Source organism: Caldisericia bacterium (genome assembly GCA_026414995.1).
Lineage (GTDB): Bacteria > Caldisericota > Caldisericia > B22-G15 > B22-G15 > JAAYUH01.
Window position 1 is genome coordinate 26,697 of the sequence record JAOAHY010000012.1, and the last position, 13,382, is coordinate 40,078.

The 13,382-nt window shown below is 26.4% G+C and carries 21 protein-coding genes; all 21 read left to right on the plus strand.

Going from position 1 to position 13,382, the window contains the following annotated elements; all coding sequences use genetic code 11:
- Positions 1-15: 15 nt before the first annotated feature.
- A complete protein-coding gene (locus N3D74_04960; protein ID MCX8095515.1) occupies positions 16-1,341 on the plus strand; it encodes a signal recognition particle receptor subunit alpha in 1,326 nt (441 codons plus the stop codon).
- Entirely contained in the window at positions 1,338-1,547 is a 210-nt protein-coding gene (locus N3D74_04965) for a ferredoxin family protein (GenBank protein ID MCX8095516.1), read from the plus strand. The genes N3D74_04960 and N3D74_04965 overlap by 4 nt, the downstream gene beginning before the upstream one ends.
- Positions 1,544-2,647, plus strand: a complete 1,104-nt coding sequence (locus tag N3D74_04970) for a 2-oxoacid:acceptor oxidoreductase subunit alpha (protein ID MCX8095517.1) — start codon at positions 1,544-1,546, stop codon at positions 2,645-2,647. Before N3D74_04965 ends, N3D74_04970 begins: the two co-directional genes overlap by 4 nt.
- The gene (locus N3D74_04975; protein ID MCX8095518.1) at positions 2,644-3,465 is read left to right on the plus strand and encodes a thiamine pyrophosphate-dependent enzyme; all 822 of its coding nucleotides are present in this window, start codon (positions 2,644-2,646) and stop codon (positions 3,463-3,465) included. The genes N3D74_04970 and N3D74_04975 overlap by 4 nt, the downstream gene beginning before the upstream one ends.
- Positions 3,443-3,985 (plus strand): 2-oxoacid:acceptor oxidoreductase family protein, encoded by a 543-nt coding sequence (locus N3D74_04980; protein MCX8095519.1) that lies wholly within the window; start codon positions 3,443-3,445, stop codon positions 3,983-3,985. The genes N3D74_04975 and N3D74_04980 overlap by 23 nt, the downstream gene beginning before the upstream one ends.
- A complete protein-coding gene (gene mce / locus N3D74_04985; protein ID MCX8095520.1) occupies positions 3,986-4,384 on the plus strand; it encodes a methylmalonyl-CoA epimerase in 399 nt (132 codons plus the stop codon).
- Positions 4,381-4,890 carry a L,D-transpeptidase gene (locus N3D74_04990; protein ID MCX8095521.1) on the plus strand — a complete coding sequence of 170 codons (510 nt, stop codon included), beginning with the start codon at positions 4,381-4,383 and terminating at the stop codon, positions 4,888-4,890. Before mce ends, N3D74_04990 begins: the two co-directional genes overlap by 4 nt.
- 2 nt (positions 4,891-4,892) lie before the next feature.
- On the plus strand, positions 4,893-5,924 hold the full coding sequence (locus tag N3D74_04995; GenBank protein MCX8095522.1) for a M20/M25/M40 family metallo-hydrolase: 1,032 nt from the start codon (positions 4,893-4,895) through the stop codon (positions 5,922-5,924).
- Complete coding sequence (locus tag N3D74_05000; protein MCX8095523.1) at positions 5,914-6,549, plus strand: N-glycosylase/DNA lyase; 636 nt, start codon at positions 5,914-5,916, stop codon at positions 6,547-6,549. Before N3D74_04995 ends, N3D74_05000 begins: the two co-directional genes overlap by 11 nt.
- Entirely contained in the window at positions 6,546-6,965 is a 420-nt protein-coding gene (locus N3D74_05005) for a transcriptional repressor (protein ID MCX8095524.1), read from the plus strand. The genes N3D74_05000 and N3D74_05005 overlap by 4 nt, the downstream gene beginning before the upstream one ends.
- Before the next feature lie 77 nt (positions 6,966-7,042).
- On the plus strand, positions 7,043-7,432 hold the full coding sequence (locus tag N3D74_05010; GenBank protein ID MCX8095525.1) for a class II SORL domain-containing protein: 390 nt from the start codon (positions 7,043-7,045) through the stop codon (positions 7,430-7,432).
- Positions 7,433-7,451: 19 nt separating this feature from the next.
- Positions 7,452-7,955: a rubrerythrin family protein gene (locus N3D74_05015; protein ID MCX8095526.1), complete on the plus strand. Its 504-nt coding sequence runs from the start codon at positions 7,452-7,454 to the stop codon at positions 7,953-7,955.
- A gap of 11 nt (positions 7,956-7,966) precedes the next feature.
- Positions 7,967-8,494 carry a flavin reductase family protein gene (locus N3D74_05020; GenBank protein ID MCX8095527.1) on the plus strand — a complete coding sequence of 176 codons (528 nt, stop codon included), beginning with the start codon at positions 7,967-7,969 and terminating at the stop codon, positions 8,492-8,494.
- 1 nt (position 8,495) lies between these two features.
- Positions 8,496-8,657, plus strand: a complete 162-nt coding sequence (locus N3D74_05025) for a rubredoxin (GenBank protein ID MCX8095528.1) — start codon at positions 8,496-8,498, stop codon at positions 8,655-8,657.
- 2 nt (positions 8,658-8,659) lie between these two features.
- Positions 8,660-9,163, plus strand: a complete 504-nt coding sequence (locus tag N3D74_05030) for a hypothetical protein (protein ID MCX8095529.1) — start codon at positions 8,660-8,662, stop codon at positions 9,161-9,163.
- 16 nt (positions 9,164-9,179) lie between these two features.
- Positions 9,180-10,364 (plus strand): FprA family A-type flavoprotein, encoded by a 1,185-nt coding sequence (locus N3D74_05035; protein MCX8095530.1) that lies wholly within the window; start codon positions 9,180-9,182, stop codon positions 10,362-10,364.
- Entirely contained in the window at positions 10,361-10,630 is a 270-nt protein-coding gene (locus tag N3D74_05040; GenBank protein ID MCX8095531.1) for a hypothetical protein, read from the plus strand. Before N3D74_05035 ends, N3D74_05040 begins: the two co-directional genes overlap by 4 nt.
- Before the next feature lie 16 nt (positions 10,631-10,646).
- On the plus strand, positions 10,647-11,066 hold the full coding sequence (locus N3D74_05045; GenBank protein ID MCX8095532.1) for a ferritin-like domain-containing protein: 420 nt from the start codon (positions 10,647-10,649) through the stop codon (positions 11,064-11,066).
- On the plus strand, positions 11,063-11,947 hold the full coding sequence (locus tag N3D74_05050; GenBank protein MCX8095533.1) for a VIT1/CCC1 transporter family protein: 885 nt from the start codon (positions 11,063-11,065) through the stop codon (positions 11,945-11,947). The genes N3D74_05045 and N3D74_05050 overlap by 4 nt, the downstream gene beginning before the upstream one ends.
- A complete protein-coding gene (locus tag N3D74_05055; GenBank protein ID MCX8095534.1) occupies positions 11,948-12,238 on the plus strand; it encodes an iron-sulfur cluster assembly protein in 291 nt (96 codons plus the stop codon).
- A 38-nt stretch (positions 12,239-12,276) separates the two neighbouring features.
- Positions 12,277-13,382: penicillin-binding protein (locus N3D74_05060; GenBank protein MCX8095535.1), on the plus strand; the 1,106-nt coding region annotated here is incomplete at its 3' end.

Sequence of the window (13,382 nt, forward strand, 5' to 3'; positions counted from 1 at the left end):
ACATCAGTTTACTCATTGACAAAAGATCTCAAAATTTATAATATTTATTTTGAAATGTTTGAAAATTTAAGAAAAGGCATAAGAGATATATTAGATAGATTTGGAAGAAAAGGTCTTTTAACTAGAAATGATATTGAAGAAGGGTTAAATGAATTAAAAAAAGTTTTAATAAGTGCAGATGTCAATTTAAAAGTAGTGAAAGATATACTTAAAAGAGTTGAAGAAGAGGCACTTAAAGAGGAAGTTTTAAAATCTGTTTTACCTGAAGAACAAATTACAAAGATTGTATTTGATGTACTTTTAAAAATAATAGGTAAAAGTGCACCATTAAAATTTTCTTCAATACCACCAACAGAAATTGTTTTATTCGGAATTCAAGGAAGTGGTAAAACAACAACTGCAGGAAAACTTTCTTATTTTCTAAAAAATAAAGGTTATAGAAGTTTACTTGTACCTCTTGATCTCAAAAGGCCAGGAGCAATAAAACAACTTGAAGAAATATCAAACATAGTGGGTGCCTCTTTTTATTTTGAAGAAAATTTAGAAGTTTTTAAGTTAATAAAAAGAGCAAAAGAGATTGCTAAAAAAGAAAGAATTGAATTTGTTATTTATGATACACCTGGAAGAATTCATATTGATCAACAAATGATGAAAGAATTGAAGGATATAAGAGAAGAGATAAAACCTACTGAGTCTTTTTTAGTAGCATCATCACTTTTGGGTCAAGGAAGCGTTGATATAGCACTAGAGTTTAAAAGAATGGTAGGTTTAACTGGAATTATTGCAACAATGCTTGATGGTGATTCTAAAGGTGGAGCAATTTTATCAATGAGATATGTAACTTCTGTTCCTATAAAATTTATAGGTGTTGGTGAAAAAATTGATGACCTAGAAGAATTTGATGAAGAGTCACTTGTTTTAAGAATTCTTGGTCAGCCAGATATTAAAGGTCTTGTTAAAAAAATTGAAACATTAAAGGAAGAGAAGAAAGAAGTTGCAAAGAAGGAGAAATTTAATCTTGAAACATTTCTAAACCAGATTGAATCAATTGAAAAGATGGGTGGTTTTTCATCAATTTTAGGATATTTTCCAATGATTTCTGATTCAATAAATTTTGATGAGAAAAATATTAAAAAAATGAAAGTAATTATCCAATCTATGACAAAAAAGGAAAGATTGCATCCAGAAATTATTGATGGTGATAGAAAAAAAAGAATTGCAAAAGGTTCTGGAACGACAATTAATGATGTTAATATTTTATTAAAAAATTATAAATTGATGAAAAGTATGCTGGAAAATAAAAATTTAGATAAAATTCTCAAAAGAGGAGGAATTTTTTGATATTGAAAGAATATAAAAATTTTTCTATAAAAATTGATAAAAATTTTTGTAAAGAGTGTCTTATTTGTTATAAAGTATGTCCAAAAAAAGTTTTTGATAAAAGTGATTCAGGTTTAATATTTGTAAAAGATGAAAATTCATGCATCGGTTGTAGAATTTGTGAAAATTTATGCCCAGATTTTGCAATTGAAGTGGAGGAGTTATGAGAGAATTTTTACAAGGTAATGAAGCATGTGCATATGGAGCAATAGATGCAGGACTTGATTTTTTTGCAGGATATCCAATTACACCATCTAGTGAAATACTTGAGGTATTATCATATGAATTACCGAGAAGAGGAAAAATGTTTATTCAAATGGAAGATGAAATTGCATCAATTTGTGCAGTGATTGGTGCTTCATTGTCTGGAAAAAAAGCATTAACAGCAACGTCTGGTCCAGGATTTTCATTAATGCAAGAAGCACTTGGTTATGCATGTATGACTGAAGCACCATGTGTAATAGTTGATGTAATGAGAGGAGGTCCATCAACTGGATTACCTACTAATATAGGACAAGGAGATTATATGCAAGCAAAATGGGGTACTCATGGAGATCATCCTATTATAATCTTTTCACCAGGTACTGTGAATGAATTTTACCATTTAACAAAAATATCTTTTGATATCGCTTTTTATTATAGGAATCCAGTAATAATTCTTTCAGATGAAATAGTTGCTCATATGAGAAGTTTAATAGACAGAGATAATAAAATTTTTGATATCTCTTTAAGAGATGAACCTTTTAGTGAAAAAACATATGACTTTGAACATGATTTATATAAAAAACCATTTATAGGAGAGGGTAAAAAAGTAAAAGTGACTGGACTTTTTCATGATGAGTCAGGTTTTCCAACGACAAATCCTAAAATGATTGAAAAGAACCTTTTACATTTAATGAGAAAAATAGATATTTTTAAAGAAAAAATATTTTTTTACGAAACAGATATAGATTCCACAACAGAAATAGCTTTAGTTGGTTTTGGAATAATGGGTGTTGTTGTTAAAGAATTAAAAAAAGAAATATCTTTAAAAGGGTTAAAGATTGGTTTTTTTAGACCTATAACTTTAAATCCAATTGAAGAAGATAAAATAAAAGAAATTTTTAAAAATGTTAAAAAAGTATTTGTAATGGAATTAAATATGGGTCAACTATATCTTGATATTAAAAGAATTTTATGTGATAAAGATGTTAAAAATATAAATTTCTTTAAAGGAGATTTACCTGATTTTGATGAATTAATGAGTTCTATTGAGGTAAATTTATGAATTGGAGAGATTTTTTAGATTTAAGCAAACTACCAACTATTTTTTGTGCAGGTTGTGGATTAGGTATAGGATTAAGGGCAATTCTTGAAGCATTTGCCGAAGAAAAGTTAGATAAAAATGATTTAATTTTTGTATCAGGAATCGGATGTTCATCAAGAATTCCAGGATATGTTGATTTTGATTCAGTTCATACTATTCATGGAAGAGCAATTGCATTTGCAACTGGAATAAAACTAGCAAATCCCAAAAAACATGTTTTTGTAATAACAGGTGATGGAGATGGTCTTGCAATTGGTGGAAATCATATGATACATGCAGCAAGAAGAAATCTCAACATTAATGTTTTTTTATTTAACAACATGATATATGGTATGACAGGGGGGCAAGCATCACCAACAACTCCAGCAGGAATTAAAACATCAACATCACCTTTTGGAAAATATGAACCAAATTTTGATGTTGTGAAACTTTTAATTGGCGCAGGTGCTACATTCGTTGCAAGAGGTTCAGTATATTATTATAACCATTTAGTTAATATAATTAAAAGAGGAATAGAACATAAAGGATTTTCTTTTGTCGAAATACTTTCTCCTTGTCCAACATATTATGGAAGATATATAAATATTAATAATCCTTCTGAATTTTTCATAAAACAAAAAGAATTAGTTTATAGAATTGAACAGAATGAAAAAATTTCTGACCAAGATAAAAAAACAAAAATTCCAATTGGTATATTTGTTGATGAAACTAAATCAGATTTTGAGACAATTTACAATGAAATTCACAGGAGGAATAATGAAAAGAAGTTTTTTGTTTAATGGTAGGGGAGGCCAGGGAGTAATTTTTATTTCAGTAATTTTAGCCAAAAGCGCAATTCAATCAAATTTATATTCAATTCAAACACAGCATTATAGTGCTGCTCAAAGAGGAGATATTGTAAAATCATTAGTTTTAATATCTGAAGAAAACATTAATTATCCAAAAGCAAAGGTTGTCGATTTCTTTATTTCATATAATTTGAAAGCATTTGAAAATTATAAAGATTCAATTGGTGAAAATACCATTATTATTTATGATTCAAGTTACGATGATATTAATAAATATAATTTTAATAATATTTATAAAATTCCATTTACAAAGATTGCATTGGAAATGTTTAATATAAAAGAGCCAATGAATTTAATATCTCTAGGATTTTTATCTAATTTTTTAGATTTTATCTCGTTGAATTCATTTTTAGATGTATTAAATAATTTAGAAAAAGGTGATAAAAAAATTAACATTGAAGCTTTTTTATTAGGAAGAGAGTTAAAAGTTTTTCAAAAAAAGGAGGTTTAAATGTTTGAATTAATTGATCATATTGGTATAGCAGTTAAAAATCTTGAATCGGTTAAGAATTTATATAAAAATATCTTAAATCTCGACTACTTTTATGAAGAAGAGTTAATAGAAAATAAAGTTAAAGTTTTAGTGTTTAAATTTGGTGATACAAATGTGGAATATCTTGAACCTCTAACAGATGATTCTCCAATCAAAAAATTTATTGATTCAAAAGGAGAGGGTTTGCATCATATAGCATTTAAAGTTAAAAATATTGAAGAAAAACTTGAGCTCTTAAAAGAAAAAGGAGTAATTTTAATTGATGAAAAGCCAAGAAGAGGCTCGCATAATAAAAAAATTGCATTTATACATCCAAAATCGATTTTCGGCACTTTAATTGAGTTAGTTGAAGAATGAGAAAAATACTTCTTTTACTCATTATTTTCTCTTTACCTATAATTAAAATTGATAAATCTTTTCGTGTTATCTATTTTCAGAATGAAACAACAAAACTTGTTTTTCCTGTAGCTATTGGAACACCAAAAGATGAAACAAAAGAAGGTGTTTTTAAGATTATAAATAAAAGCATTGATCCTAATTGGTTCATAGATGGAAAAGTATATCCACCATATAAAGAATCAAAAGAGAATGCACTTGGAATTAGATGGTTAGGTATCAGTTGGATAGGATATGGAATACATGGAACAAATGAGCCATTCTCTATTGGTAAGAATAAATCCCAGGGATGTATAAGATTACAAAATAAGGATATTGTAATTTTATATCAATATTTAGACATAGGTGATAAAGTTCAAATTTTTTCATCTGAAATAGATGATGATTTTAAAAAAGGCCTTTCTTTGTTATATAATTTTTACAATTTAAAAACTTTTATTGAAGAAAAAGTAAATAAGGAGGATTAATTATGAATTTAAATCTTCTTCAAAAACTTTTACAGACACCAGGAGTCTCGGGTTATGAATCAAAGATAAGAAATTTAATAAAAGAAGAATTAGAAAATAAAAATTTGGATAAAATTTTTATTGATAAAATTGGAAATTTAATTGCGATCAAAAAAGGTATAAAAGATAAAAAAATTCTATTAATTTCTCATATGGATGAACTCGGTCTTGTAGTATCTTCAATTGACGAGAATGGTTTTATAGGATTTAAAAAAATTGGAGGAATTGATGATAGATTATTAATTTCAAGAGTTGTAAAAATTTTAGGGGTAGAAGAGGTTATAGGTGTTATAGGTTTATTGCCTCCTCATCTTGTTGTTGATTCTAAAAATGAAGGTGTTATTCCATGGCACAATTTAAAAATTGATATAGGAGTAAAAAGTAAAGAGGAGGTATTTAAAAAGGGAATAAAAATTGGCGATCCAATAGTTTTTCAAAAGGAGATTTATTATAATGATGATTATATTATAGGAAGGGGTCTTGATGATAGATATGGTTGTTTTTTATTAATTGAATTAATAGAAAAATATAAAGAAATCAAACCACTTAATACATTAATTTTTGTTTTTAGTGTAGAAGAAGAAATAGGGTTAAGAGGAGCATCGGTTGTTGCTCCACAATTTAATCCTGATTTAACTATTGCAATAGATTCTGTATCTTCAACTGATATGAGAGATACACCAACAGTATATAAAAATTCAGTTGTTATTGGAGATGGACCTGTTATAAGAAAAGTTGATGCTAGAATGGTTGTAGATGAAGAGCTATTTAATTTTGTTTATAAATTGAGTAAAGAAAATAATATCCCTATACAAATTAGTGTCTCAGGTGGCTCAACAGATGCATCAATTACAGAGGTTTCATATACAGGATTTAAATCTATTCCAATTTGTTTTCCAGTAAGATACACACATTCAACAGTAGAAATATCATCCTTAAAAGATGGAGAAAATTTAATTAAATTAATAGATAAAATAGTAAATTATGACCTATAATATTAATAAATTAAAAGAGATTAATAAAATTTATAATGAAATAAAAGATAAAATAGATGAAAGATTAAATGAATTTAAAAATATTTTAAAAAATGGAAATGATGAAGATTTAATTTTTGAATTTATTTTCTGTCTATTAACTCCTCAATCAAAAGCAAAAATGTGTGATAAAGCAGTTCAAAATTTAAAAAAAAATTTCAATAAAGAATCATTAGAAAAAGCTTTATATGGAGTTAGATTTAAAAATAAAAAAAGTTTATATATAAAAGAATTTTTAGAAAAAATAAAAAAATATAAAAGTTTTAAAGAATTAATATTAAGTTTTGAAAATGATGAGCAAAGAAGAGTTTTTCTTGTTAAAAATTTTAAAGGAATTGGATTAAAAGAGGCTTCTCATTTTTTAAGAAATATTGGACTTGGTGATAATTTTGCAATTTTAGATAGACATATTTTGAAAAATTTAAAAGAAATTGGTATAATTGATAATATACCAAAAAATTTATCTTTTAAAAAATATAAAGAAATTGAAGATAAAATGAGATTATTTTCTAAAGATATTAATATAGATATGAAATCTTTAGATTTTATTTTATGGTATAAAGAAACAAGAGAGGTGTTTAAATGAAAAAAGAGCTTAAGAAAAATGAATTGAAGGATTTGTTAATAAAAAAAGGTATAAGTCCTTCAATTCAAAGATTGAAAACACTTGAGTATCTTTATGAAAATAGAACTCATCCATCAGTTGATATGATTTATGATAAATTAAAAAATGAAATCCCAACACTTTCAAAAACAACTATTTATAATGTTTTAAGAAAATTTATAAAAGAGGGATTAGTAAAAGAGATTACTATTGAGGGTAATGAAGTGAGATTTGATATTTTTATTCAACCTCACGCTCATTTTAAATGCGAAAAATGTGGTAAAATATTTGACATCCCATATGAGAATGAAGCTTTCAATTTAAATGAGATAGAAGGTAATAAAGTAAAAAAAACAGAAATATTTTTTTTTGGAATTTGTAAAAATTGTTTGAAATAGTAATAAATTTAATTTGACAAAAATTTATTAAAATTTTATAATAATATTAAAATTGAATTATTTTTTAGGAGGTATTTATGAACTTAAATGAACTATTTCAAACTGGAGACTGGAAAGGTGAAAAGCATGTTCCAGTAATTGAAATTGAAGGAGAAATAAAAAAAGGTGAGTTAACTAAGGTTAATTTAACTGTTGGAAAAGAGATTCCCCATCCAAATACTACCGAACATCACATAAGATGGATTTCTCTTTATTTTCATCCGAGAGGAGAAAAATTTCCATATGAAATTGGAAGAGCTGAATTTAACGCTCATGGTGAATCAACTCAAGGTCCTAATACAAGTACAATTTATACAGCACCTACTGTTTCTTTTTTCTTTAAAACAGAGAAAGAAGGTAAATTAATCGCTTTCTCATACTGTAATATTCATGGATTGTGGAGTAATAGTTTAGATATAAATTTTTAAAAGGAGGGTTAATTTAAATATGAAAAAAATGACAGAAAAATTTTTGCATGAAGCATTTGCAGGTGAATCAATGGCTCATATGAAATATGCTATATTTTCTGAAATTGCAGAAAAAGAAGGTTTCAAAAATGTAGCAAGATTATTTAAAGCTATTTCATATGCTGAACTTGTTCATGCAACAAATCACTTGAGAAATCTTGGTTTAATAAAACACACTGTTGATAATTTACAAACAGGAATTGATGGAGAAACATATGAGATAGAAGAGATGTATCCAGTTTTTAATAATGCAGCAAAATTTCAAGAAGAAAAAGGAGCTGAAATCTCAACTTATTATGCATTAGAAGCAGAAAAAATTCATGCTGTAATGTATAAAGATGCAAAAGAAAAAGTAAAAGAAGGAAAAGATATTGAAATTGAAGATATATACATTTGCCCAGTATGTGGATTTACTCACATTGGAAATCCTCCTGAAAAATGTCCAGTTTGTGGTATTTCTAAAGAAAGATTTCATAAATTTTAAGGAGGATGATATTGGATTTAACTGCTTTATTTAAAATAAATTATGGTCTTTATATAGTTAGTTCAAAAAAAGACGATAAATATAATGGACAAATTGCAAATGCAGTAATACAAGTAACAGCAGAACCTCCAAAGATAGCTGTCTGTTTAAATAAGAATAACCTAACTCATGAATATATTGAAAGTAGCGGTGTCTTTTCTGTTTCAATTCTTTCAAAAGAGACTCCACTTACTTTGATTGGTCTTTTTGGATTTAAATCAGGAAGAGATGTTGATAAATTTAAAGAAACTAATTTTGAAATCGGAGAAAAAACAGGAGTTCCGATTGTTAAAGATTTCACAGTTGCTTATATTGAATGTAAAGTTGTTGATAAATTTGATGTTGGAACACACTCTATTTTTGTTGGTGAAGTATTAAATTGTGGTAAATTTAATGATGATGAACCAATGACATATGCATATTATCACGAAGTTAAAAAGGGTAAGGCAAGTAAAAATGCCCCAACCTTTATAAAAGAAAATAAAAATCAAGGAGGTTAAAATGAAAAAATATGAATGCCAAGTTTGTGGGTATATTTATGACCCTGAAGTAGGAGATCCAGACGGAGGTATTGCTCCAGGGACTCCATTTGAAGATTTACCAGATGATTGGGTATGTCCAGTTTGTGGAGCAGATAAAAGTAATTTTGTAGAAATGGAATAGATATGAATAAAGATAGAATTTTAGATATTATAAAAAATGCTCTCCTTCTTGAATTAAGGGGGAGAGCATTTTACAAAAAAGCTAGAGAAGATTCAAAAATTGAAGAAGTTAAAAAAATTTTTGAAATAATGGAATTTGAAGAGGAAAAACATATCGATTTTTTAAACAAACAGTTCCAAAATATAATTAAAAATAACAAATTAATAACTATAAATGAATTTTCAGCTGAGTTTAAATCAATAGAGAAGAGTATTTTCGAAAAATTAATAGAAAAAATAAATATAACAGATTATGAATCTATGGCAATCTATATTGCAATAACTTTTGAAAAAGAAGCTGTTAATTTTTATGATTTGAAGCAAAAAGAATCAAAGGAAGATAGCGAAAGGAATATATTTTTGTTTTTGAGAGATTGGGAGAAAACGCATGTTGATTTTCTTTCAAAAATTGATGAAAATTTAAAAGAAAAAGTATGGTTTGACAATAAATTTTGGCCTTTATATTAATTATAGGAGGAACAATATGAGCATAAGAGAGTTAAGAAAAGATATTTATTTTGTTGGTTCAATAGATTGGGATAGAAGGTTATTTGATGAATTAATACCTCTACCTGATGGAACAAGTTATAATTCATATTTAATTAATGCAGATGATAAAATTATCTTAATTGATAGTGTTGATCCAACAAAGAAAAACGAATTGATTAATAATCTAAAAGAATTAAATATTAATAAAATAGATTATATTATTTCACAACATGGAGAACAAGATCATTCTGGGACTATTCCTGATTTGTTAGAAATATATAAAGATGCAAAAGTTATAACAAACGAAAAGGGTAAAGAACTTTTGATAACTCATCTTCATATTAAAGAGGATAGATTTCACTTAATAAATGATGGTGAAATTTTAAAAATTGGAAATAAAACTTTCAAATTTATTTTTACCCCTTGGGTTCATTGGCCTGAAACTTTTGTTACATATTTAATTGAAGATAAAATTTTATTTACCTGCGATTTCTTTGGTTCACATAAAGCAACAAGTTCTATTTTTGTTGATAATTATGCAAAAGCAGAGGATAGTGCAAAAAGATACTATGCAGAAATTATGATGCCCTTTAAAAATATTATTGCAAAAAATCTTGAAAAAATAAAGGATATTGACTTCCAAATTATTGCACCAAGCCATGGATATGTTTATGATAAACCAGAATTTATAATAAATCTTTACAAAGATTGGGTTTCTGAAATAGTTAAAAACAAAATAACAATTCTTTTTGTATCTATGCACGGTAGTACTAAAAACATGGTTGATTATATAACTAAAAGATTTGTTGAAGAAGGTATTGAAACAAAAAGATTTAATTTAACAAACTCAGATTTAGGAGAAATAGCGATGTCATTGGTAGATAGTGCATCTGTTATACTTGCAACTCCAACTGTTTTAACTGGTCCCCATCCACTTGCACATTATGCCGCATATATTATGAATATATTAAAGCCAAAAACAAAATTTATTGGGTTAATCGGTTCATACGGGTGGGGAGGACAAACTGTTAATATAATTAAAGATATTTTAAAAAATTTAAAAGCTGAATATCTTGGTGATTTATTAGTAAAAGGAAACCCAACAGAAGAAGATTATAAAAAATTAAATGAATTTTGTAATTTATTTATTAACAAACATAAGGAATTAAATCTTTTATGAATTCAATTTTTTTACGAAAGTTAATTAAAAAATTTAATTCTATGAGATACCCTGAGTGTAAAGCTAAAACAATTAAAAATAGTAAAGACGAACTTATAATTGAGTTTAGTGGTACTGTTGCTTCATACTCATGTTGTTTTGATGAACATTTCAATGATTTAAAATATTTTTTTGAAGATAATGGTAATATTAAATTATATATTGATAATGTAAAAAGAAAAGATAATGAGAAATTTATAGTTAAATATAAATATAAACAAAATTAATTAAAGGAGGTGCCAAATGGCATCTGAACGTTTACTTGATTTATTAAATCAAGCAATTGCAAGAGAATTACAAGTTTCTATTCAGTACATGTGGCAACATGTTCAATGGAGAGGAGTTAAACATTTTGCTGTAATTGAAGAATTAAAAAATATATCAATACAAGAAATGAAACATGCTGAAATAATTGCAGAAAGATTATTTTATCTTGGTGGAATTCCTACTACTAAACCTACACCAATTTATGTCGGAAATACATTAAAAGAGATGATTGAACAGGATAAAAAAGATGAAGAGAATGCAATATCAATGTACAAAGAAATAATAAAGGTAGCGATTGATGAGGGAGACGTTACAACAAAGAGGATATTTGAAGATATTCTTAAAGATGAAGAAGAGCATCATGATACCTTTACTTCACTTTTAGAGGAGATTTGAAAAAATTAACTCAAGAAGATTTAAAAAAATTAATTGATTTTCAAAAATTTGAAAAAACTGAACATATATTTTATAAATTACTTTCAAAGAGGGTAAAAGGAGAAAATAGGGGGGTTTTAGAAAAAATTTCATTTGAGGAGTTAAAACATTATAATTTGATTAAGAGTTATACAAATCAAGAATTAAAAGAAAAGAAGTTTTTTATTTTTATAAATATAATTCTTTCTTACATTCTTGGAATAACATTTTCAATAAAATTTATGGAAAGAGGTGAAAAAAGGGCTCAAAAAAATTATGAAAATTTGATTAAAAATATGGAAGAGGGTGAAAAAAAAGTATTTTTAGAAATTTTAAATGAAGAAAATGCTCATGAAAATTATTTGACAAATTTAATAGATGAAGAAAAGGTAAATTTTATTGGTTCTATGGTCTTGGGAATAAATGATGCTCTAATAGAATTAACTGGTGCTCTTGCTGGATTCACATTTACATTAAGAAACACAAATTTAATTTTTATTGTTGGTTTTATAACAGGATTTGCGGCAGCCTTATCAATGGCTTCATCAGAGTATATGTCAAAAAAGGCAGAAAAAGATGAAAGTGCAATTAAGGCTGCACTTTATACTGGTTTTACATATCTAATAACTGTAATAATATTAATTTATCCATATTTGATTTTTAAAAATTACTTATTATCATTTTATTTAACATTGTTAATGGCTTTAGTTATTGTTTATATTACATCACTTTTTATTGCGGTTGTAAAAGAAGTTTCTTTTAAACAAAGATTTTTTGAAATGTTTCTTTTAAGTTTTGGGATAGCGATTATTTCATATTTAGTAGGTTATTCTTTAAGAATTTTATTTAATGTGGAGGTATAAATGAATGAAAAGGTTATTGAGATTATAAAAAAGATTAAAGATCCTGAAACACAAGAAAGCATATATAATTTGGGGCTTGTTACTGGATTTACAATTGAGGATGATTCAATTGACCTATTTATGGACTTTATTTCTAGAACTAATGCATGTTTCTTTTGCAAAATTATTGCTTGGGATCTTATAAACAAAATTTCAGAAGATTTAATTAATGAATTAAAAAACATTGGTTTTCAAAGAGTAAGGTTGATTGATTATATTAATCCTCAAATAGAATATAAAACTTACCCTTAATTTTAAATTTTATTTAAAAGATTGTATAATATTAAATTGTGAAAAAGAAAAGTAAAAGCATCTTTTTAAAGATAATAATTTCAATATTAATTATTATTTCAATTGTTGTTCTATTTGGGGCAATTTATATCTATAGAATTTACAATCAATATTCTGCTACCCTCCCAGATATAAAAGATATTCAATATGAACCACCTCAAAGTTCAGAAATTTATGATAGAGATGGAAATTTAATAAAAGTTGTTTTCTTTTCAGAAAATAGAATTTTTGTAAATCTTGATGAAGTTTCAAAATATTTTTTAGATGCATTAATAGCAAGTGAAGATGAAAGATTTTATCAACATAATGGAGTAGATTTTATTGCAGCAATAAGGGCTCTTTATACAAATATAAAAGCAGGAACAATAGTTTCAGGATTTTCTACTATCACAATGCAACTTGCAAGAGAACTCTTTTTAAGCAAAGAAGTGACCCTTGAAAGAAAAATAAAAGAGATGATTCTTGCACTCAGAATTGAAAAATTATATTCAAAAGAAGAGATATTAACATATTACATAAATCAAGTTTTCTTTGGTTCTGGTGCATATGGAGTTGAAGCAGCAGCAAGAAGATATTTTGGAAAACATGCAAAAGATCTTACACTTGCTGAATCAGCACTTCTTGTTGGAGTTCTTCCATCTCCAAGTGTAAATAATCCTATAGCTAATTTTGAAAGGTCAAAAATTGAACAAAAAAGGGTGCTTCAAAGAATGGTAAAAGTAGGTTTTATAACTCAAGAAGAGGCAGATAAAGCATATGAAGAAGAAATAACCCTAAAAGAGTATAAAGAAGACATATCTAATGATCCCAATGGATGGTTTATTGATTATGTAAAGGATAGAGTGAGAGAAATTTTAGGTGAAGAGATTCTATATAAGGGAGGACTTAAAATATACACTACAATTGACCCTAAAATTCAAGATTTAGCATTTAAAACATTCAATAAAATTATTGAAGATAATGTTAAAGCAAAAATATTTTCAGATAAAAAAGATGAACTTGGAGTAAGACAACCTCAAGGTGCAGTGGTAATTCTTGATCCAAAAACAGGTGAAATTCTTGCAATGGTTGGAGGAAGAGATTATTCTGAAACTCAATTTAATAG